Source organism: Microbacterium ulmi (genome assembly GCF_011759705.1).
In the GTDB taxonomy this organism is placed as follows: Bacteria; Actinomycetota; Actinomycetes; order Actinomycetales; family Microbacteriaceae; genus Microbacterium; species Microbacterium ulmi.
In genome coordinates, this window is sequence record NZ_JAAOZF010000001.1 from 2,107,680 (window position 1) to 2,128,489 (window position 20,810).

20 protein-coding genes are annotated in these 20,810 nt (G+C 67.3%); 16 read left to right on the forward strand and 4 right to left on the reverse strand.

Annotated features, from left to right (window positions below):
• Positions 1-114: 114 nt before the first annotated feature.
• From FHS08_RS09910 to FHS08_RS09960, 11 genes are all read left to right on the forward strand, one after another.
• Positions 115-1,092 (forward strand): hypothetical protein, encoded by a 978-nt coding sequence (locus FHS08_RS09910; RefSeq protein ID WP_167038516.1) that lies wholly within the window; start codon positions 115-117, stop codon positions 1,090-1,092.
• A gap of 361 nt (positions 1,093-1,453) precedes the next feature.
• Positions 1,454-1,675 (forward strand): translation initiation factor IF-1, encoded by a 222-nt coding sequence (gene infA, locus FHS08_RS09915; RefSeq protein ID WP_013583992.1) that lies wholly within the window; start codon positions 1,454-1,456, stop codon positions 1,673-1,675.
• 68 nt (positions 1,676-1,743) lie between these two features.
• The gene (gene rpmJ, locus FHS08_RS09920; RefSeq protein ID WP_005050492.1) at positions 1,744-1,860 is read left to right on the forward strand and encodes a 50S ribosomal protein L36; all 117 of its coding nucleotides are present in this window, start codon (positions 1,744-1,746) and stop codon (positions 1,858-1,860) included.
• A gap of 158 nt (positions 1,861-2,018) precedes the next feature.
• Positions 2,019-2,399 (forward strand): 30S ribosomal protein S13, encoded by a 381-nt coding sequence (rpsM, locus tag FHS08_RS09925; RefSeq protein ID WP_167038518.1) that lies wholly within the window; start codon positions 2,019-2,021, stop codon positions 2,397-2,399.
• Positions 2,400-2,432: 33 nt separating this feature from the next.
• Positions 2,433-2,831, forward strand: coding sequence for a 30S ribosomal protein S11 (gene rpsK, locus FHS08_RS09930; protein ID WP_167038520.1), 399 nt, complete (start codon positions 2,433-2,435; stop codon positions 2,829-2,831).
• A 159-nt stretch (positions 2,832-2,990) separates the two neighbouring features.
• Complete coding sequence (locus FHS08_RS09935; protein WP_167038522.1) at positions 2,991-3,980, forward strand: DNA-directed RNA polymerase subunit alpha; 990 nt, start codon at positions 2,991-2,993, stop codon at positions 3,978-3,980.
• A 70-nt stretch (positions 3,981-4,050) separates the two neighbouring features.
• Positions 4,051-4,641 carry a 50S ribosomal protein L17 gene (rplQ, locus tag FHS08_RS09940; RefSeq protein WP_167038524.1) on the forward strand — a complete coding sequence of 197 codons (591 nt, stop codon included), beginning with the start codon at positions 4,051-4,053 and terminating at the stop codon, positions 4,639-4,641.
• Positions 4,642-4,857: 216 nt separating this feature from the next.
• On the forward strand, positions 4,858-7,038 hold the full coding sequence (locus FHS08_RS09945; protein ID WP_167038526.1) for an adenylate/guanylate cyclase domain-containing protein: 2,181 nt from the start codon (positions 4,858-4,860) through the stop codon (positions 7,036-7,038).
• A 3-nt stretch (positions 7,039-7,041) separates the two neighbouring features.
• Positions 7,042-8,475, forward strand: a complete 1,434-nt coding sequence (locus FHS08_RS09950; RefSeq protein WP_167038528.1) for a mechanosensitive ion channel domain-containing protein — start codon at positions 7,042-7,044, stop codon at positions 8,473-8,475.
• Between the two features lie 194 nt (positions 8,476-8,669).
• On the forward strand, positions 8,670-9,518 hold the full coding sequence (gene truA / locus FHS08_RS09955; protein ID WP_167038530.1) for a tRNA pseudouridine(38-40) synthase TruA: 849 nt from the start codon (positions 8,670-8,672) through the stop codon (positions 9,516-9,518).
• Positions 9,519-9,592: 74 nt separating this feature from the next.
• Positions 9,593-10,285 carry an endonuclease/exonuclease/phosphatase family protein gene (locus FHS08_RS09960; protein WP_167038532.1) on the forward strand — a complete coding sequence of 231 codons (693 nt, stop codon included), beginning with the start codon at positions 9,593-9,595 and terminating at the stop codon, positions 10,283-10,285.
• A 233-nt stretch (positions 10,286-10,518) separates the two neighbouring features.
• Here the strand turns inward: FHS08_RS09960 and FHS08_RS09965 are convergent, their stop codons facing one another.
• Positions 10,519-11,070, reverse strand: a complete 552-nt coding sequence (locus FHS08_RS09965) for a cell wall protein (protein ID WP_167038534.1) — start codon at positions 11,068-11,070, stop codon at positions 10,519-10,521.
• A gap of 73 nt (positions 11,071-11,143) precedes the next feature.
• Complete coding sequence (locus FHS08_RS09970) at positions 11,144-12,937, reverse strand: DUF4012 domain-containing protein (protein WP_341800380.1); 1,794 nt, start codon at positions 12,935-12,937, stop codon at positions 11,144-11,146.
• Positions 12,938-13,062: 125 nt separating this feature from the next.
• Here FHS08_RS09970 and FHS08_RS09975 point away from each other — a divergent pair, with 125 nt between their 5' ends.
• The 5 genes from FHS08_RS09975 to FHS08_RS09995 all read left to right on the forward strand — a co-directional run bounded on the left by FHS08_RS09975 (position 13,063) and on the right by FHS08_RS09995 (position 18,289).
• Positions 13,063-13,512, forward strand: a complete 450-nt coding sequence (locus FHS08_RS09975; RefSeq protein ID WP_167038536.1) for a VanZ family protein — start codon at positions 13,063-13,065, stop codon at positions 13,510-13,512.
• Between the two features lie 343 nt (positions 13,513-13,855).
• A complete protein-coding gene (locus tag FHS08_RS09980) occupies positions 13,856-14,719 on the forward strand; it encodes a hypothetical protein (RefSeq protein WP_167038538.1) in 864 nt (287 codons plus the stop codon).
• A gap of 389 nt (positions 14,720-15,108) precedes the next feature.
• On the forward strand, positions 15,109-15,993 hold the full coding sequence (locus FHS08_RS09985) for a hypothetical protein (protein ID WP_167038540.1): 885 nt from the start codon (positions 15,109-15,111) through the stop codon (positions 15,991-15,993).
• Between the two features lie 300 nt (positions 15,994-16,293).
• A complete protein-coding gene (locus FHS08_RS17290; protein ID WP_167038542.1) occupies positions 16,294-17,187 on the forward strand; it encodes a nitroreductase family protein in 894 nt (297 codons plus the stop codon).
• A gap of 382 nt (positions 17,188-17,569) precedes the next feature.
• Positions 17,570-18,289 (forward strand): WaaS/CpsH family glycosyltransferase, encoded by a 720-nt coding sequence (locus tag FHS08_RS09995; RefSeq protein ID WP_167038544.1) that lies wholly within the window; start codon positions 17,570-17,572, stop codon positions 18,287-18,289.
• Positions 18,290-18,394: 105 nt separating this feature from the next.
• Here FHS08_RS09995 and FHS08_RS10000 read toward each other — a convergent pair whose 3' ends face one another.
• Entirely contained in the window at positions 18,395-19,432 is a 1,038-nt protein-coding gene (locus FHS08_RS10000) for an EpsG family protein (protein WP_167038546.1), read from the reverse strand.
• Positions 19,433-19,471: 39 nt separating this feature from the next.
• Positions 19,472-20,545 carry a glycosyltransferase gene (locus FHS08_RS10005; RefSeq protein ID WP_167038548.1) on the reverse strand — a complete coding sequence of 358 codons (1,074 nt, stop codon included), beginning with the start codon at positions 20,543-20,545 and terminating at the stop codon, positions 19,472-19,474.
• Between the last annotated feature and the right edge of the window lie 265 nt (positions 20,546-20,810).

Consider the following 20,810-nt stretch of genomic DNA (forward strand, 5'->3'; position numbering starts at 1 on the left):
GGACGGGCTCTCGGAGGGACGCTTGCTCCTCCACAGAGGAGCGGGGGCGTGGGGGCGTCCACGGGCCGAGGCGGTACGGAGGGCGCGCGAGATGTGCGGTGCGAGGGTGTGGCGATGCGCATCCCAGACGCCCGCCGAGTGCTCCTCACCCGCGCCGAGCTCTCGGTGCGGGGACTGACCGATCGCGCGATCGAGTCCGCGGTCCGTGAGCGTCGGCTCCGCAGGGTCGACTACGCGTGCTACGTCGACCAGTCCGACTGGAACTCCGCCTACGCCGAGGGTCGACACCTCCTTCGCGTCGTCGCCGCCGACGAGAGGCAGCGCGGCGGCGATGTGATCGCTTCGCACGCCTCGGCTGCTGTGGTGCACGAGCTGCCGCTGTTCCGCCTCGCGCCGAAGCGGGTCCACCTGAGCGGTACGCACGTCGACGGTCGTGTCAAGAGGGCCGAGCCGCTCGTCGCCCATCACCGCATCACTGTTGCAGAGACCGACATCGTCGAGATCGACGGGATCCGCTGCACCTCGCTCGCGAGAACCGTCGCGGACACGATCCGCGGCGCCTCGCGGATGACATCCGTGGCGCTGGCGGATGCCGCGTTGCGGCGCGTCGCGATGGATGCCGAGACCCGTGGATACGACGAGGCGAAGGATGCGGCATTCCGAGAGGAGGTCGCCGCCCGTCTGCAGCGCGGGGCTCGCGGCGTCCGGCAGGCACGCTGGGTCCTCGAGTTCGCGGACGGTCGCGCGGAGTCACCCGGCGAGAGCGGAAGCCGCCTGCTGCTGTGGGAGCTCGGGTTCGCCGGCCCGAGGCTCCAGGTGCCCGTGCCCTCGCCGAGCGGAGGACACTACGAGATCGACTTCGGTCTCGACGACGTCGATGCGTGGGGTGAGTACGACGGTCAGGGAAAGTACCGCGATCCGAATCTCCGGGAAGACGCGTCGCTCGAGGACGTCCTGCTTGCGGAGAAGAGCCGGGAGGACTGGATCCGCGGCACGACCGGCCGGCGCTTCGCACGGTGGGGTCGCGAGCATATCGAGACCGCCGACACCCTCGGTGCGAGGCTGGCGGCTTTCCACATCCGAGCCCGCTGATCCCCGCGCCGCCCTGTCGCCCTGCCCCGACCCGCGCCACCGAGTCCACCCATGTTTGGCGAGTCCATGCCGTTCCGACGGCGAGGGAGGGTGGATTCGGCAGAAGGGGATGGACTCGGCGAAAGGGGGAAGGGCACGAGGTCGGATGCGCAGCGGGCCTCGGGGACGCTGCGGCCGTGCCGGCGGGGCCGCCGCGGCCGTGCCGGCGGAGCCGCCGCGGACGGGCCGGCGGAGCCGGTTTGCCGAGGCATCCACTATCACGTATGCTTGATCTTTGGTGCGTTGCGCCTTCATTGGCGTGTCAAGGCACCGAATCCCATCCACCGCAGACCGGCCGGTCTGCAGAAGCGTCAGCGAGGCTATGGCAAAGAAAGACGGTGTCATCGAGATCGAAGGCACGGTATCCGAAGCGCTGCCCAACGCGATGTTCCGCGTCGAGCTCACCAACGGACACAAGGTGCTCGCCACGATCTCAGGCAAGATGCGGCAGAACTACATCCGCATCATCCCGGAGGACCGAGTCGTCGTGGAGCTCTCGCCCTACGACCTCACTCGCGGGCGCATCGTCTACCGCTACCGCTAGACCGGTCGAGAAGTAACGCCCCGGGGCATTCGCGTGCCCGCACGGCGAAGACAGCGAACAGGAAAATCATGAAGGTCAACCCCTCCGTCAAGCCCATCTGCGACCACTGCAAGGTCATCCGTCGCCACGGTCGCGTCATGGTCATCTGCAAGTCGAACCCGCGTCACAAGCAGCGCCAGGGCTGACGACACCGCTTGCCGGGATGTCGCTCCCGCGGCATCCCGGATCACATAACTCAATACGCATACAGGCAGGATCAGAACCTCTCCGGAGGGGACACCTCGGGGCGGAGGCCCGGGCACCGATCCTGCTCCACACCTCCATCAACTCCTAGGAGAGCCGCATGGCACGTCTCGCCGGCGTCGACATTCCGCGCGACAAGCGCGTGGTGATCGCACTTACCTACATCTACGGCATCGGCCGTACCCGCTCCATCGAGATCCTCAAGACGACCGAGATCGATGAGAGCGTCCGCGTCAAGGATCTGACCGACGACCAGCTCGTCGCGCTCCGCGACTACATCGAGGCCAACTACAAGGTCGAGGGCGATCTCCGCCGCGAAGTGGCCGCCGACATCCGCCGCAAGGTCGAGATCGGCTCCTACGAGGGCCTCCGCCACCGCCGCGGCCTTCCCGTGCGCGGTCAGCGCACGAAGACGAACGCGCGCACCCGCAAGGGCCCGAAGCGCACCGTCGCCGGCAAGAAGAAGGCCGGCCGCAAGTAATCGCGGGCCCGAAGGTTTAGGAGAGAGCACAAAATGGCACAGGCCAAGTCCGCTGCGCGCAAGCCGCGCCGCAAGGAGAAGAAGAACATCGCGCTGGGCCAGGCCCACATCAAGTCGACGTTCAACAACACGATCGTCTCGATCACCGACCCGTCCGGCGCCGTCATCAGCTGGGCGTCGTCGGGTGGCGTGGGCTTCAAGGGCTCGCGCAAGTCGACGCCGTACGCCGCCGGCATGGCCGCGGAGTCCGCTGCCCGCCAGGCGCAGGAGCACGGCGTCAAGAAGGTCGACGTCTTCGTGAAGGGCCCGGGCTCGGGCCGCGAGACCGCGATCCGCTCGCTGCAGGCAGCGGGCCTCGAGGTGGGTTCCATCCAGGACGTGACGCCGCAGGCACACAACGGCTGCCGTCCGCCCAAGCGCCGCCGCGTCTGATCTCTCGGAGCCGGGGTGCCCCCGTGGCACCCCGGCTACCGCACGTTCAGGATGCCGCGTCCCACTGCCGACGCAGTGCCGAGGCATCCGCGAGAAAAACTCAACACCTCACCCACCGCACGTGTCATATAGCGGGCACGTGATCGAAAGGAACACATAGTGCTCATCGCACAGCGTCCCACTCTGACCGAGGAGAAGATCGGGGAGTTCCGCAGCCGCTTCGTCATCGAGCCGCTCGAGCCCGGCTTCGGCTACACGATCGGCAACGCGCTGCGTCGCAGCCTCCTGTCCTCGATCCCCGGCGCGGCCGTCACGAGCATCCGCATCGACGGCGTCCTGCACGAGTTCAGCACCATCCCGGGTGTCAAGGAGGATGTCACCGAGATCATCCTCAACATCAAGCAGCTCGTCGTCTCGAGCGAGCGCGACGAGCCCATCACGGCGTACCTGCGCAAGACGGGCGCCGGCGAGGTCACGGCGGCCGACATCTCGGCTCCCGCGGGCGTCGAGGTGCACAACCCCGAGCTCGTCATCGCGACCCTCAACGACACCGCCAAGTTCGAGCTCGAGCTCACGATCGAGCGCGGCCGCGGCTACGTCTCGGCGACGCAGAACCGCAACGAGTACGCCGAGGCCGGTCAGATCCCGATCGACTCGATCTACTCGCCCGTCCTCAAGGTCAGCTACCGCGTCGACGCGACGCGCGCAGGTGAGCGCACGGACTTCGACAAGCTCGTCCTGGACGTCGAGTCGAAGCCCTCGATCGCGCCGCGCGACGCCGTCGCCTCGGCCGGCCGCACGCTGACGGAGCTGTTCGGACTGGCCCGCGAGCTCAACGTCGAGGCCGAGGGCATCGAGATCGGCCCCGCGCCGGTCGAGACGGTCCTCTCGAACGAGCTGTCGATGCCGATCGAAGACCTCGACCTGTCGGTCCGTTCGTACAACTGCCTCAAGCGCGAGGGCATCAACACGGTCTCGGAGCTCGTCGCCCTCTCGGAGACGCAGCTCATGAACATCCGCAACTTCGGCCAGAAGTCGGTCGACGAGGTGCGCGACAAGCTCACCTCGCTCGGCCTGTCGCTCAAGGACTCGGTCCCCGGGTTCGACGGCGCGCACTTCTACGGCGGCTACGACGACGAGACCGTCTGATCCGACTCGGATGCCGCGCGCGGCGCCCGAACGGTCAGAACCGACTTTTCCCACCCTGGAGTAACACAGAATGCCCAAGCCCACGAAGGGTCCCCGCCTCGGAGGCGGCCCCGCCCACGAGCGCCTGCTGCTTGCGAACCTCGCCGCTGCGCTGTTCACGCACAAGTCGATCACGACGACCGAGACCAAGGCCAAGCGCCTGCGTCCGCTCGCCGAGCGTCTCATCACGTTCGCGAAGCGCGGCGACCTGCACGCGCGCCGTCGCGTGCTGTCGGTCATCGGCGACAAGGAGGTCGTGCACGTCCTCTTCACCGAGATCGCGCCGCTGGTCGCCGACCGTGAGGGCGGCTACACGCGCATCACGAAGATCGGCAACCGCAAGGGCGACAACGCTCCCATGGCCGTGATCGAGCTCGTGCTCGAGCCCGTCCAGAAGAAGGCCGCGCCGGCGAAGACCGCTGCCAAGGCCGCGCCGAAGGCCGAGGAGGCTCCCGTCGAGGAGGCTCCCGCCGAGGAGGCCGCCGAGGTCGTCGAGGAGACGCCCGCCGCCGAGGCCGGCGCCGAGTCGCCCGAGGAGGGCGCCGCTGCAGAGGCCGCCGCCGAGGACGCCGTCGTCGAGGAGATCCCCGAGGAGACCCCCGCCGAGGAGAAGTCCGAGTAATCGGCCGGGGCCGGCATCCGGTTCCACCATCTGCACGACGAGACCCGCGCGCCCGAGAGGGCCGCGGGTCTCGCGCATTCCCGGCGCCACATCCGTCTCACGCGTCACACCGGCCACTACCGGCACACGCGCAGCAGCGCTATCCTGGGCCGATCCCGCGGCTTTCCCGCGGGTATCTGGGGTTCCTCGTCGCAGACGACAAGGGGAGTCGGTCGGATGTCGGAGTCGATCGCGGCTGCGTCGCCACCCGCGTGGGTCGGCAAGCCTCGATCGCGCCGTCGAGCGGGACTGTCCGTCTACTCGATCCTGCTCATCATGCTCCTGTCGGTGAGCGTGCTCTCGAGCATCGTCGTGGGCGTCATCGGCTATCTGAACGGCACGCAGGCGCTGCGTGCGATCGCGTTCGACCGGCTCGTCGAGATCCGCGAGAACCGCAGCAGAGAGGTCGCGCAGATGTTCGCGACGATCGAGAATGCCGTGCGCCTCGGTGCGATGAACGAGACGAGCCGCCAGGCCGCCGTCGCGTTCACGGAGGGCTTCGCCGCACTCGAGGACCAGCCTCTGGATGCCGCGGCATCCGCTCGCCTGGACGCCTACTATCGCGACTCGTTCGCGACGCGGCTGTCGCAGGCGACGGGGGAGACCGTCGACGGCTCGACCTTCGAGCCCCGGGACGCGGCGGCCCGCTACCTGCAGGCTCACTACGTCGTCCCCTACGCGACGTGGGAGGAGGCGATCCGCACCGACGACGCGGGGGACGGCAGCGCGTGGACGGCGGCGCACGCGAAGTACCACGACTTCTTCCGGGCCATGACCGAGCTGCAGGACTTCGAAGACGTGCTCATGATCGACACGTCGGGCGACGTCGTCTACACGGCCTACAAGGGGATCGACCTCGGGACGAACCTGCTCGACGGGCCGTACCGGCTCTCGAACCTCGCCGACGGCTACCGCGAGGCGATGAGCCGCAACATCGTGGGCGAGGTCGTGCTCGAGGACTTCGCGGCGTACAGCCCGAGCCTCGGCACGCCCGCGGGGTGGGCCGTCACCCCCATCGAGGCGGACGGGCGCATCATCGGCGCCCTCGCGATCGAGCTGCCCATCGACCGCATCAACGAGGTCATGACGGTCGGCGGGGAGTGGGAGCTCAACGGCCTCGGCGAGACGGGCGAGACGTATCTCGTGGGCCAGGACGAGACGATGCGCTCGATCTCGCGCGAGCTCAGCGACGACCCCGCGACGTACGAGGCCTCCGCCGTCGCGGCGGGGCTGTCGCCTGCGGCCGCAGCGTTGAGCGTGCGCAACGGCGACACGCTCCTGTTGCAGACCGTCTCGGGCGAGCCGGTCGCACGCGCCTTCGCGGGCGAGAGCAGCACACAGCTCTCGCGCGACTACCTCGGCCGCGAGAGCCTCACGGCGTTCGCGCCGCTCGGCGTGGACGGCCTGAACTGGGCGATCATCGCGCAGGAGACGTCGGCCGAGGCGCTCATCCCGGTCGAGGACTTCACCCGCAACCTCATCCTCTCGACGGCCGGGATGATCATCTTCGTGTGCCTGCTCTCGCTCGTGCTGGCCCAGATCTTCGTGCGACCGCTCCGACGCCTCAAGACCGCGGCCCGGCGCATCGCCGCCGGCGAGGAGGGCGTGCAGGTCGACGCGGGCTCGAGCGACGAGCTGGCGGATGTCGCGACGGCGTTCAACGACATGTCGCGCAGCCTCGAGGTCAAGTCCCACCTCATCGAGGAGCACGAACGCGCCAACGAGCAGCTCATCCTCTCCTTCATGCCGGAGGGGATCGCGGATCGCTACAAGCACGGCGACGAGGCCATCACGCAGGACAGCGACGACGTGACGGTCGTCTTCGCGGACATCGTCGGCTTCGAGGAGCTCGCCCTGACGCTCTCCTCCGAGGAGGCCGTCGCCAAGCTCAACGACCTCATCCGCACGTTCGACGAAGCGGCCGAGAAGCACGGCGTCGAGCGCGTGCGCACGACGCGCCAGAGCTATCTCGCCAGCTGCGGGCTGGGGACGCCGCGTGTCGACAATGCGCGGCGCGCGGTCGAGTTCGCCCTCGAACTCGACACCATCCTGCAGCGCTACTCGGCGCAGCAGGGCGTCGAGCTGGGCCTGCGCGCGGGCCTGGACTCCGGCAAGGTGACGAGCGGGCTCATCGGCCGCGCGCGGGTCGTGTACGACATGTGGGGGGATGCCGTGAACCTCGCGTTCCGCGTGCAGGGCGACTCCGCCGAGCCGGGCATCTACGTGACGCAGCGGGTAGCGGACCGCATCCCCGACACCGTTCCGATCACGCCGGCGGGCGAGGTGTCGACCCAGAACGGCACGCAGCGGGTGTGGCGCGTCGCGGCGCCCGTGCAGATCCCCGTCGCGGAGGCCTGACGCGTGGCCGACATCGTCTCGCAGCCGTGGTTCTGGCCCGCCGTCATCGTCTCGGTGGGACTGCCCCTCGCGCTGATCGGCCTCACGGAGCTGTCGAACACGCTCGTGCGGCGGGGGAGCCGTGCCGCTCCGATCGTGCAGATGGTGCGGAACTATCTCGTGCCGGTCGCCGGCGTCCTCGTGCTCATCAGCCAGCCGGGTGCGTGGGACGACGAAGGCACGTGGCCGAAGGTCGTGTGGACGATCTTCGGCCTGCTCGTCATCGTCGTCACGATCAACGCGATCAACCATCTCGTCTTCCACCGGGCGGAGAAGGGGTCGTGGCGCGACCGCTTCCCGACGATCTTCAGCGACCTCATCCGCTTCGTGCTCATCATCGTGGGCATCGCGATGCTGCTCGCGTGGGTGTGGCAGGCGGATGTCGCGGGCATCTTCGCCGCGCTGGGCGTCACGTCGATCGTCGTGGGCCTGGCCCTGCAGAACGCCGTCGGGTCGATCGTGTCGGGGCTGTTCCTCATCTTCGAGTCGCCCTTCGAGCTCGGGGACTGGATCCGCACGGCGGGCGGCACGCGCGGGCAGATCGTCGAGGTGAACTGGCGCGCGATCCACCTCGACACGGGCAACGGCATCGTCGTGATGCCGACGGCGGAGCTCGCGGGCGGGTCGTTCACCAACCTCACGCGCAGCCCCGAGCCGTACGCGGCCGAGGTGGAGTTCTTCTTCGCGACCGACGACCCTCCGGTGCGCGTGCGGACGCTGCTCGTCGACGTCGCGCGCGACATCCCGCTCACGTCGCCCGACCGGGATGCCACCGCGACCACGCTGACCGGTTCGACCTACCGCGTCTCGATCCCGCTCCAGACGCCGGGGGATCAGACCGCCGTGCTCGACGCCTTCTCGACGCGGCTCTGGTACGCGGCACGCCGGGCGGAGCTTCACCTCGACGGCGACCTGACCGACGACTGGAACACGCCGGGCCGCCTGCAGGATGCGCTCCACCAGATCGCGCCCGCCCTGAGCATGCACCCCAGCGACGCCGAGGCGCTCGCCTCGTCGGCGCGGCTCGAGCGGTACTGCCAGGGCGAGGTGGTGCTGCGCCCGGGCGCCGTGCCCACCTCGACGCGGTTCATCCTCTCGGGGCGCGTCATGCTCGGCGTCCCGACCGACGCGGGGTTCGTGCAGATCACCGAGCTCGGTGCCGACGACGCGATCGGCCTCACGGCGCTGACCCGCACGGCGACGATCTCCCGCGCGACCGCCCTCACCGAGCTCGAAGTCGTCGATGTGCCCGTCGCGGTGCTCGACGACATCGTGCGTCAGCATCCCGTGCTCGCGCGCGAGGTCGTCCGCGAGAGCGAGAACCGCGTGCGGCTTGCGCGGTCGGCGCTCGCCGCTGTCGGCGAGACGCTCGCGCCCGGGCGGCGGGCGTTCGGCTGAGCTCCCGCCTCGGTTCCCGGGCCGGCACAGACCTCGGCTCCCGGGCCGGCACAGACCTCGGTTTCCGGTCCGGCACAGCCCGCGTCGAGTGTCCAGGACTCCCGGATCCCTCGCGGCGACGGCCGGGTGTCTTGGACGCTCGCGGACGGGAGGCGGACCCTCGGTGGGCGGGGTGGCGGCAATAGGCTGGGTCGGTGCGCATCCGGCTCGATCTCGCCTACGACGGCACCCACTTCCGCGGATGGGCGCGGCAGCCGGGGCTGCGCACCGTGCAGGGCACGCTGGAGGAGGCCCTCGCGCGCGTGCTCGGGGGCGAGGCTCGGCTCGTCGTCGCGGGACGAACGGATGCCGGAGTGCACGCCTCCGGTCAGGTCGCGCATCTCGACCTGGACGAGACGCAGGCCCGGCGGCTGCTCGAATCGCACGCGCGTCCGGGCGCGGCATCCGATCCCGTCGCCCGTCTCGCGGCTCGCGTGCGGGGCGTGCTCGGCGCGTACGCCGACCTCACCGTGCGCACGACGACCCGTGCCACCGAGGGGTTCGACGCGCGCTTCTCGGCCGTGTGGCGCCGGTACGAGTACCGCATCGCCGACCGCGCGACGGGCTACGATCCGCTCGAGCGGCACCGCACGACCACCGTCCGCGCCGACCTCGACGCGAACCAGATGGATGCCGCGGCCCGCTCCCTCACGGGGTTGCACGACTTCGCGGCATACTGCAAGCCGCGCGAGGAGGCGACGACGATCCGGACGCTGCTCGAGTTCGACTGGCACCGAGACGGCCAGGGCGTCCTCGTGGCGAACGTCAAGGCCGACGCGTTCTGCCACAGCATGGTGCGCGCCCTCGTCGGGGCATGCGTCGCCGTGGGCGAAGGCCGCCTCGACGTCGACGACGCCGCGACCATCCGCGACGGGCTCGAGCGCGTGCCCGACGTCAAGGTGCTCGCGGCGCGGGGCCTCACGCTCACCGAGGTCGGCTACCCCGCCGACGACCTGCTCGCGGCACGCGCCGACCAGACCCGCGCCCGCCGCGATCTCGAATAGTCACCTGCGACGTTGCTGTGGAGCACCCCTCCGGCAACCTGTCGGCAACATGCGCGTTCTAGGCTTGCAGTGCCATGAGGCTCATTTCTTACAACCTGCGCAAGCACCGCGCGGCAGGCGAGCTCGCGGGGCTCGTCGACCGCTACGGCATCGACGTGCTGTGTCTGCAGGAGTGCGACACGACCGACATCCCCGAGTCGATCGCGGGGCTGTGCCTGGCCGACTCGACGCAGCGCAACCGTCTGGGCCTGGCCGTCTACTATCGCGCGAACACGTACCGACCGGTCGGCATCCGCTCGCTCGCGCTCAAGAAGTCTCTGCACGACATGGTGCTCAAGCCCGCGGAGGAGCGGCTCCTGGGCGTGCGGCTGCACGACATCGACAGCGGCAGGGACGTCGTCGTCGGGTCGTTCCACGCGGCGCCGCTGACGGCGCTCAACTCGCTGCGGCGGCATCAGATCCGCACGGCGCTCGCCGAGCTCGAGGCGCTCGGACAGGGTCTGCCCACCCTCATGGTCGGCGACTACAACTACCCCGTCTTCAAGGAGAACCTCGGCCAGAAGGTGCGCGAGCAGGGGTACGAGCTGTCGCTGAGCGATTCGCGCACGTACACGCGGTACCGGTTCTTCCGAGGACACTACGACTTCGCGACGTCGGTCGGCTTCGACATCGAGCGTGTCCGCACGCTGCCGCAGGGCCTCAGCGACCACCTGCCGATCCTCGTGACGGCGAGAGTGTCGTCGGATGCCGCGGTCGGCGTCGCCTGACGCGGGCGCCGTCTTGCGCGCCTTGAGCAGTTGAGCTCGGCGTCGCGCCCGGCGCGGCACGATGCATCGGCCGCTGCGCTCGCTCTCGCGGTACTGCGACCGCTGCGCTCGCCACTGCTCGCCGTCGCGTGAATCGCCGCCCGCCGCCCGCCGTGGCACCACTCAGCCGGCGCGTCGCGACCGGGGGAGCGCGACGCCGACCCGCTCGGCGCGGTGAGGACGGGTCGAGACCGTCAGCTGTCCGAGTTGCGCCGTCGGCGCATCGCTGCGGCGACGGCGAGCGCACCGCCGGCGAGGACGAGGACTCCGCCGCCGATGAGCACTGCGATGAGCGGCTCCTGTGCGAGGCCCGTCGCCGACAGGCCTCCTCCCGCCGTCGGGACGGTCGCGGTCGCGGTGCCGCCCGCGGACGTCTCGGAGACGGCCGCGATGTTGTAGGTGCCGGTCGCGTTGCTCGGCAGCGTGATCGAGACCGGGCCGAGGGATCCGTCGGCTCCGGACTCGACGATCCCGCTCGCCGTCGTGATGGCGAAGTGGAAGAACGCGATCCGCGAGCTCGCTCCGTCCTCGCCCGTGATGGTGACGGTGACCTGCTCGTCGGCGGAGAAGGTCTCGGCCGCGCACGAGAAGCGGATGACGGCTCCGGGCTCGACGGTCGCGTCGTCGACGGTGCACGAGCCCGCCGGAGGGTAGATCACGGCGGCGGATGCCGCAGCGGGCACCGAGAGCGCACCGGCGGCCGCGATGACTGCGGCGGCCACGGCCGTGCGGATCGGGTGCTTCATCTCGGGCTCTCTCCTAGACGTGAAGTCAGACCGGGACGGACGTCGTGCGAGGCGAGGGCGCCCTGGTGCGAGTCTAGGCACCGATGCAGACGGCGGCAACCGAGGAGACTCCGGACGACCCGATGGTGGGCGTCGTCTCCGCGACGATCCTGGGCGCGACGGGCCCTGGGGTCCGCACCGTCACGGCAGCCTGCGCGGACTGGCCGGGGGCGAGGTCGACCGTGAAGCTCAGCACCTGCCGGCCCGCGTGGAATCCTCCACCGAAGCCGCGGTCGTCCGTCACGGACGAGCCGACGAGCTCGAACCCCTCGGGCAGATACACGTAGGCGAGGGTGCGCGCGCTCCCGGGCTCGACTCCGAACGACCCGCCGCCCGTGATGTAGGGAGGCAGCCCGGCGGCGTCGGCCGGCGCCGTGCTGGTCAGGGTGACGCTCAGGGTCGCGACACCGGTCGCGCGGCCGCCCGCGTCGAGCCGGCAGGACTCCCAGCCCACCTGCGTGTCGGCCGCGAGGTAGTAGTCCATCTTCGAGCCGGTGCCGTCGTTGAGGTAGACGCCGAACGTCGAGGCCTCGGCATCCGTCACGGGGAGGCCGCCCGCGAGAGTCGTCCCGGCCAGAAGCGCCTGGTCGTCGTCGTGGGCGCTCCACAGGAGCAGCCGACGCTCGTCGCCTGCGCGCGTGAGCGCCGTGACGAGTGCCCCCGGGTCTGCGCTCCCGCTCGCGAGCGCGTCGAAGACGGCGGCGGATGCCGCGGCGAACAGAGCATCCTGATCGCCCGGTCGGGCGTACCGCTTGTAGACGTCGTTGAGCAGCAGCGGGACGGCGTTGTCGGCGCTCAGCACGTCACCGGTCGGGAGCGTCACGGGTCCCGTCGCGGTGAGGATGTACGACAAAGTGACGGGATCGACCGCGATGACTCCGTCGACCTGCGTGCCGTGCTCGCGCGTCCACATCTCGCGGGCGAGGGATGCCGAGACCGCGAAGTCCGGCACCTGCGTGACGTTCTGCATGAACAGGGCGGGGCGGCGCCCGTAGATCGCCTGCACCTCGGGGTCGAGCGGCAGCACAGACTCGGCGTAGCGCGGGAACGAGGAGGTCGAGTCCTGGGCCACGAGCGATATCGCCCCGCCGTCGGTGTGCACGACGGCCATCGCACCCGGGATGCCCCCGAGCGAGCGCCACTCGGCGTTGTTCTGGAAGAGGAGGAGATAGTCGCGGGGTCCGTCGGCGCCGAGCATCGCAGGCATCAGGGCACTCGCGCGCGCGAGCGCGTCGGTCGCATTGCGCGCGTCGCCGAGGAGCGCGCCGAGCTCATCGACCGCCGTGCGCACGGGTGCGACGAGGGGCGCACGGTCGAGGGAGTCGACGGATGCCGCAGCCCTGCCGATGCTGGCGGCGCCGGCGGTCGCGGCATCCTGGATCTGGGAGAGGCTCGACAGGTCGATGCGACCGTCCTGAAGCCGAAGCGAGTCGAGGGAGAAGGTCGATGCGACCTCCGCGAGGGGCGTGAGCGCGCTTCCCGCGACGTCGTCGACGGATGCCGCGACCGTCGACACGGCAGCCAGCTGAGGGCCGATCCACGGCGCGCCCTCGGCGACCCGCCACACGGGGTCGGAGGTCAGCGACCGCGCCGCACTCGTCTCGGCCGCGATGTCGGCGATCGCCGTCGAGGCGACCGCGGGGTCGTCGAGCTGGGACTGGATCGCCGCAGCGGCTCTCTGCGCGTCGAGAAGGTGACCGTAGGCGAGGAAGCCCCGGATGCCGACCCACACGCCCGCCGCCACGGTGAGCAGCAGGAGCCCGCCGAGCGCCGACGCGAACACGATCCCGGCCGTGCGCATCGCCGGGGTGGTCGCGGATTGGGTCACGCGACCCACCCTAAGCGGTGGAGCCACGGATTCCGCGGGAGGCGTGCACCCCTCGGAACGGCTCGTCGCGGGTAGACTCGCGCTCTGAGCGCGGCACCGCCGCGGCGCCCGAGAAGGGAGCGGCCATGCGCGGGAGCGCCGGCGATTCGACGGACACCGTCCGTCCGAACGCCATCGCGCGTCTGCTCCGCGACCCGCGCGCCTGGCTCGTCGTCTACGCCGTGGTGCTCGCCTTCATCGCGTTCTGGCCGACTCCCGTCGACCGCGACGCCAAGCCCTTCCTCGCCATGATCACCGACGCCGTGCCCTGGCTCACCTACGACGTGATCGAGTTCACGTCGAACGTGCTGCTGTTCGTGCCGCTGGGGGTGCTGCTGGCGCTCGTGCTGCGGGGGCGGTGGTGGCTCGTGGTGGTCATCGCGCTCGTCGTAGCGGCTGCGATCGAAATGGGGCAGTGGATGCTGCTCCCCGCCCGCACCCCGTCATTGGCGGATGTGATCGCCAATGTGGCGGGTGCGGTGGTTGGGCTGGGGCTTGTGGCAACGGTGCGGTCGGGTACTTGGCGCAAGAAGTAGCACCGCGCATCGGGGAGTCGCCAGGTGGTGTTGCTCCCCGCGGGCGATAGAGTTCTGAGAACCCGACTGACGTCCTCGGCATCGTTCCCGCCCGGGGACGGCAGACAACATCCACGAAGAATGCCCGCCCAAGTGCGAAACAGACGATGATCCGATCGCTTTGAGGGACCCACCGCTGAGACACGTGATGGAACACACTCGATACCGAACGGTCTACGTCGTCTATCCACGAGGCAGGCAGACGGGCGGGCCGGAGGCACTCCACCAGCTCGTGGATGCGTTGCGTCAACTAGGGCAGGAAGCGTTTCTTGTGCCTGCAGTCGGAACAGAGCATCGGCCCAGAGTGGCCGAGTACGCGGTCTACGACGCCCCCGAAGTGCCTTCATACGAAGACCGCTCAGATTCCGCCGTCGTGGTGCCAGAGATCGCGATCGACAGGCTTGCTCGGGTGCGGCATGCCACTCGCATCTGTTGGTGGCTGAGCATCGACAAGTCACTTGCTTTTCGATTTGCCCGCGAGCGGGGGGACATTGCTCAAGGCTTCGGCTCCGATCTCGACATACATGGGCTTTCGCGACTCAGTGCGAGGATGCGATCGGCGAGGCCACGACGTGGGCTCATCCAGTCGAGCATCCACTTAGCTCAATCGCAGTATGCCTGGGCGTATCTGTTCGCGACCCACAACGTCCTTCCTCGCCTTGTGTCGGACTACATTCGCCCTGAAAGAACCGGGAGTGACCCGCCGATCGCGCCCGAGGATCGCGGTCCAACGATCGCCTTCAATCCGCTGAAGGGGCATGCGTTGACCTCACGCGTAATGAAGGCGTCGCCCCCGGCCATCACGTGGATCCCGCTCGAGAAGATGAGCCCTGCTGGGGTGGGTGACGCGCTTGCACGTTCTGCTGTGTATCTCGACCTCGGTCAGCAGCCAGGGCGAGATCGCCTCCCCAGGGAAGCAGCATTGCGCTTCGCCGTGTCGATCGTCGCGCAACGAGGCGCGGGCGCATTCGTGGAAGACACCCCCATCCCCAGTCAGCACCGAGTCGATCCGCGTCGGCCGGACTTCCTCGAGTCGACGCTGTCGCTCATCGAAGATGTCTTCGGCGCACCTCGAGCGCATGTCGATCTTCAGGGGCCTTACCGCGAGTGGGTGCGTACCGGTCAGTCAGTGTTCGTGTCGGAGGTGAAATGTGCCTTCTTCGACTGACGACAATTCGCGCATCATATGCCTCACGCCGCATCGGACGGCGTGAAGTGAGACCTCTGCTTCTCCGGGGGTTCGGATTTGGCTTGGTCCCGGCACTCTCTGCAATCACCACACTCCTCCTGTTGCCGGTGATCGCGCGAGTCGGAGGGGCAGACGGATGGCTGGCGGTGGGCGTCGGACAGTCAGTCGGAGCCATGGCCGCTATCGCGATCGCACTCGGCTGGACTCTTCACGGTCCGCGTCTCGTCGCGGGTCGGAGCTTGCGAGTTGCGCGACTTGTCTTCATCCAGAGTGTCCATCAGCGTACGCTCAGCTCGCTGGTCGTACTGCCTCTCGCGGGTGCCTCAGCCGTGTTGCTTGCTCATGACGCGCCATACACGGTCGTCACGTTGGCCGCGATGCTGTCGATGGCAGTCGGCGGATTCTCTCCAGGATGGTACTGGGTTGGTATCGGCCGCCCGCTCGAACTCTTGCTCTACGAAGCACTGCCCCGACTAGTCGGGAACATCCTCAGTGTTCCAATAGTGATCGTCACAGGCGATGTGCTGTGGTATCCGGTCATCTCCACAGTCTCGACTGCAAGCGCGTACTTGGTTCACTCGCGCTCGATGAAGGTGCCGTTGCCGAGGCCCACCCGTGCGAGTCTTGCATCTACGGTGGCCGCCATGCGTGCGAACACATTTTCCGCTGCGACGACAATCACAGCAAGCCTCTACACAAGTGCGTCCGTGTCGCTCGTATCAGCGATCGTCCCCACTCGCCCAGCAGTTGAGTTCTTGACGGGCGACCGGATATACAAGATCTCCGTCCAGATGATCGGTGTTGCGGGAAACTCACTGCAAGGGTGGGTGTCAGAGCCGAAGAACCGAGCGCAGTTCGTCTCCAGGGCACGGATATCCGTTGCGCTTCACTGCGTTCTTGGAGCTGCCGGTGGCATGGTGCTGGTTCTGGTTGGACCTTGGTTCAGTGCAGCTCTCCTCGGCGAGGAAGTTGCAGTGAGTCAACAGGTGATGATCGGGTATGGCGTGGCGTTCTTCGCACTCGCGGTCAACTCCGGACTGGGCCGGACAGTTCTCGCAGCGCTCGGGCTTCAGCGCACGATCTTCCTGAGCACTGCCGCCGGGGCACTGATCGGTTTCCCCTCGCTGGTCGTGGGAGCGGCCACTCTCGGTGCCGTTGGTGCTTCGGCAGCTGTTGCGCTCGCCGAGGTGACCGTTGTGGGTGTGCAGGTGGGTGCACTTGTATGGAGGCGGTGGGGCCACGCACATCGGTAGTGGATCACCTGCCTGTCGCCCGGTGTAGAACGTTGTCCGAAGAATCGGGATCGCAAGGGTGCGTGATCCCTTCGCCATCACCTGCTATCCGATGCGCGACCGCAGGGCAGTTCTTCCAGCGCGACATGGCGAAGAAGAGCGAAGACGTGGTTTGATACCCCGGTAGTGGAATCGCAGGGCATCCACCAGAAAGAGTGGAGCTGGAAGCTGTGAGCTTGAGTAAGGGCGGAGCGCCGGGTGAGCCTGAAGGAGCGTGTCGGACGAGTCGCCCCACGATGGGTAGTCCGGGCGTATCGACGAGTGGCGATCGCGGGTGAGTTCTTTCGGGACTACCAGATATACGCAGCTGCAACCGCCTGGGACTACGGCTCGACCGGCAGGGATGTGCGACGAGACGAGCGAGAGGCACTCGTGTCACGCCTCACAATCGCCTATCACGGGCTCGAGAAGGGCGCGAGTCTTCCGACTCCGCGTCGACCCTTCGGGCTGACTCGTAGTCAGACGCTCCGTCGACTGCTTGAGCAAGCCCGCTGCCGCGATGGAACGGATGAGAGCATCGCGCACGCCGAGTCGGCGATGGCGGCGGTTGCTTCCTTCAACGAAGGCGGCGAGATCTCCGACCTTGTGACTCCGAGGTCTGCGTGGGACGGCGCCGCCTTCGAGGCCTCCGCCGTGGAGCAGTTCGTGCGAAATCGGCACAGCGTTCGCAACTTCGACATGCACCGTAGTGTCGACGCAGGCGTCATCGCCGATGTAGTCAGCTTGGCGGGGACTACGCCTTCGGTCTGCAACAGACGGTCCTATCGCGCACACTTCTATGATGATCCGGAAGCAATTGCCGGCCTCCTGTCCCTTCAGAACGGCAATGCGGGCTTTGGTCACACAGTCCCCGCGCTGATCGTGGTCACGGAGCGCCGATCGGCCTTCGTCGGTGCAGGCGAGCGGAATCAGCGTTGGGTAGACGGTGGTCTGTTCGCGATGTCGCTCGTGTGGCTCCTACATGCCTTCGGGTTGGGAAGTTGCTTCCTCAACTGGTCGCAGCCGAACTCCCAGACGAGGCGGTTGCGCGCGATCGGACGCATACCGGAGACCGAGGATGTGATCGTACTGATCGCGATCGGTTACCCGGCCGAGGGTCATCGAGTTGCTAGGTCTCCTGAGCGGAGTCTGAGCGACCTACTTGAGCGTCATTGAGTCGACGCACCCATGTGGATGTTGCCTCCTCGGTTCTGGACGATCCGCTCCTCTGGCCTCTGCGTCGCTCGGCTGCCAATGCTCGGGCGAGATTCGATTCCCGCGCGGAACAGTGCACTGGGAGAGTACGGATATGGAAGAACGCTCATCCTCTGAACCGTACGAACCCCTGAGCCACGTTGCTGTGCTGATGTCCGGGTTCTTCGTAGGTGGACCGTTCTATGGGGAGGAACTCGCCAAGCGCGGAGTCGGGGTCGCCGAGAGTCTTCGGCCCATTCAGAGTCGCATCGGCCGGGGGATCCGCAGACTCCATATGAGATCCTGGATGCCCGGAAAGTGGGTGTGGTTCGGGAACTGGGAGCCGGTCATCGAGTCTCGCGACTTGGTCATCGTCCACGCGGCGGACGTGTTGGTGCCGGTCGCCGAGTACATCGCCCGTCGCTATCCCCGCAAGCGAGTCATTCTGTGGTACTGGAACAACGCGTCTCCGGGTTCCAACCCGGCGCTGGCGCGCAGTCAACGACGCATCGAACTCTGGTCCTTCGACAGTGAGGATTGCGCGCGCTATGGCATGGGACATAACACAACATACTCATTCATGTCGCTCTCCGACATTGACGCAACGTCGGATGTTGACTTCTTCTTCTTTGGCGCCGACAAAGGAAGAGCGGCCATTCTCGATGAGCTGGCGGGTGCAATCACGAGGGCCGGGCTGACACACCGGCTTTGGATCGCGGGGGATGAGTCACGAGGCGTCAGCCCGAGTGGCGTGGCTTTCAGATCGCCCATGTCCTACTCAGCCCACTTGACAAATACAGCGAGAGCACGAGTCATTGTCGACGTTGTCCAAGCAGGTCAGTCGGGCATGACATTGCGGCCGCTTGAGGCTCTGTTTCTCGGAAAGAAGCTGCTCACAAACTCGCTAGACATCGTACACAGTCCACTCTACGATCCCACGCGAGTATTCGTTTTCGGACTGGATGACGAGGCCGCTCTGCGTTCATTTGTCGAGACGCCGATGGTGCGCCCTACTCGAGCGCTGCTCGAGTACTACGACGTTGCGGGCTGGATTGGTCGCTTCGAGAATCGAATGCCCCACTGATGCTTCTTGGTGTGTCACTCTCATGCGGGCCGTTGGGAGGGGTGCGTTGCGCAACGACCTCCCACGCCAGAGCGCGCACGACGAGTGCATATCGTATATGCGGTGTCAGCGCGCCACGTACGGGACAACGCCTCCGTAGGCGGAGACATACATTGCGAGGTACGCGAGAGCAACAGCGCTGATCGCCGCGACGAGAAGGTTTCGGTTCTTCACTTGTTCCACGGCGCATGGGAGGGCAATGATGCCGAAGATGCCGAAATACTCCTCGACGCGGACGGCTTGCGCGTTCACCAGGCCGATGGCCAAGAGCAGTGCGGATGCAGAGAAGAAGGTCGTGTATCTATCGTTGCGCACCCTATCCGTGCGTGTTCGCACCAGGAAGAGGCACAAGAAGACGAGTGAGGAGACGGCGGCAAGCCGCAATGCGGTCCCGATCTCGCCACCTTCAGTCAGTCCCAAGTAGGCTTCGTACCTTGGGCCCAGACCGGCGATGAGGTCCCGAAGAGCTGGAAAGCTGATGAGGGTCGCGCCTGCGATAAGCGCGGTGGCGAGAGCAATCGGGAAGGCGAGCGTTCCCACCCTTGCGCCCTTGAGAGCGAACAGACCGACGACCGCGATCAGCGCAGAGACATGGATGAAGGGCGCCACAACGGTAAGCGTCGCCCACAGCCACTTCCGCTCATAGCGATACGCCTCGGCGAGCAGCAAGACTGAGGCGGCCAGTGACTGACGGGCGGTGTTCAGAGACCGAGGGTAGAACCCCAGGGCCACGTAAAGGAAGAGCGAGAAGACTGGGAGCGGGCTGGCTTTGCGGATGGCGATGAGAACCGGGAAGACGGTGAGAATCGCCAGCACGAGAAAGTAGAGATGGGGGTCGGAAGTCAACCTGCGGGTCGCCCACGTGAGGAGAACGAAACCGGGCTCCTGCGGGATGAGCGACAGCGTGTCTCCGAGCGACGACGTGCCAACTCTCTCGAAGTAGTTCTGGTAGAGGAAGAAATCGGTCCCGATCCCGTATCTGTTCGCGCTGAACAACACGAGAACCGCCGCGGGCGCGATCCACCAGAGAAGCCGGAGAGTTCGAAGAGACGAAATGTAGCCGAGCAACGCAGTCACCAGTGCCACGGCGACATATGTTGTCATGGACTCTCAGACCCTTCTAACACGGGCTATTTGTGCGAGTCATCGGGTGCGGCTCCAGGCTAGCGATAGAGCGCGCTGTTGCTCTGCGGGCGTGTTGGACCGGAGGTATTCGGACCATGTGGCGCGGTTCCCCGCCCGCCAGGCTGTGAACTCCGGCTCGCTAGACACGGCGTCAGCGAGGGCGGTGAGTCCGTCGGCACTTGTCGTCTGTCGTGGGTCGAGCCGACCGAAGGCAGTTATCGGTCGCACGAGGATTGGCAGCCCGAGCTGATGCGCGTCAAGCACCGCGATGGGGAAGCCCTCCCAGGCAGCGGAGTGAATGTACACATCGAGCGACGAAAGCGCGTCCACGAGATCTTGCCCGGTAATCCAGCCTGTCATCGACACACCGCCGCTGCTGAGCGCCTTGCTGCTGCCCGTCTCGCTGTCTCCGATCCACATGGGGTCGACGTCGACGCCGGCCGCTCGTAGTCGGCCAACGATTCGCAGAAACTCTTCAGGGTCCTTTTGGCGCGATACCCGACCGAGCATCCCAACCCGGAGAGGGCGATCGATGGGTGTCGACGGTTCAGTGGGCGGGGCGGCGAGCGAAGCCACGTTCGGCAGCACGAGGACACGCCCCCGAATCGATCGCATCGCGGAGGCAAGTTGCGCCTCGCTGGCTGAGCAGGCAGCAACGACATCGGTCCGCCAACCGAGTGCCCACTCGGCCGCACGATAGAGCCGCCGGACGCTGGTACGCGTGTCAGTTCGGTTGAAGCTGTAGCAGTGCGGAGTGTGCACTACGACCACACGACGGCGTAGGAAGGCAAGACGCGCATACGCTCCGCCGAAACTGGAATGCGCGTGAACGACGCCGGGTGAAACGGCTCGGACCGCGCGGCGCACCGCACGAATGCGTCTCACCGCCCCTTGGCCGAGGTCATGGTGATGAGCATCGGTGCCTGTCCATACCGAAGCAGCCAGTCCATCGCCGCCGAGCGGCGAAAGGATGTGATGCTCAAATCCTGCGGGGGAGTTTGCAATGTATGCGCGCACAGCGACCGGCACACCCCCTGTGGTGCGATCAACGACGTGAAGCACTCGAGTCGACTCCTCGATCTGATGGGTCATGCGTCACGCAGCCCAGATCGGTGTCGGACTTGGTCATTGGGATCTCCCTGAATGTGGAAGGGCCAACACGGGTCGTTGCGCGGTCTGTCACGAGGGTGCCCAGTATCACACATGGTCGTCAACTCCTGGCCTATCGATTCGGGGATTCGGGACTAGCAGTTCGCGGTGAGGCGGCAAGGACTCGCATGTCACTCAGCATTTGCGTCGGCGGATGTCGGTCTCGCAACGCGGGTGGCTGCAAGCGGCGTGGTAGTTTCAACTGGGT

Excerpts from the sequence above, each read along its gene's own strand:
- FHS08_RS09945 (WP_167038526.1), top strand. The coding sequence starts at position 4,858 with ATGTCGGAGTCGATCGCGGCTGCGTCGCCACCCGCGTGGGTCGGCAAG.
- FHS08_RS10000 (WP_167038546.1), bottom strand. The coding sequence starts at position 19,432 with ATGACAACATATGTCGCCGTGGCACTGGTGACTGCGTTGCTCGGCTAC.
- FHS08_RS09975 (WP_167038536.1), top strand. The coding sequence starts at position 13,063 with ATGCGCGGGAGCGCCGGCGATTCGACGGACACCGTCCGTCCGAACGCC.
- rplQ (WP_167038524.1), top strand. The coding sequence starts at position 4,051 with ATGCCCAAGCCCACGAAGGGTCCCCGCCTCGGAGGCGGCCCCGCCCAC.
- FHS08_RS09965 (WP_167038534.1), bottom strand. The coding sequence starts at position 11,070 with ATGAAGCACCCGATCCGCACGGCCGTGGCCGCCGCAGTCATCGCGGCC.
- FHS08_RS10005 (WP_167038548.1), bottom strand. The coding sequence starts at position 20,545 with ATGACCCATCAGATCGAGGAGTCGACTCGAGTGCTTCACGTCGTTGAT.
- rpmJ (WP_005050492.1), top strand. The coding sequence starts at position 1,744 with ATGAAGGTCAACCCCTCCGTCAAGCCCATCTGCGACCACTGCAAGGTC.
- rpsK (WP_167038520.1), top strand. The coding sequence starts at position 2,433 with ATGGCACAGGCCAAGTCCGCTGCGCGCAAGCCGCGCCGCAAGGAGAAG.
- FHS08_RS09910 (WP_167038516.1), top strand. The coding sequence starts at position 115 with ATGCGCATCCCAGACGCCCGCCGAGTGCTCCTCACCCGCGCCGAGCTC.
- rpsM (WP_167038518.1), top strand. The coding sequence starts at position 2,019 with ATGGCACGTCTCGCCGGCGTCGACATTCCGCGCGACAAGCGCGTGGTG.
- FHS08_RS09960 (WP_167038532.1), top strand. The coding sequence starts at position 9,593 with ATGAGGCTCATTTCTTACAACCTGCGCAAGCACCGCGCGGCAGGCGAG.
- infA (WP_013583992.1), top strand. The coding sequence starts at position 1,454 with ATGGCAAAGAAAGACGGTGTCATCGAGATCGAAGGCACGGTATCCGAA.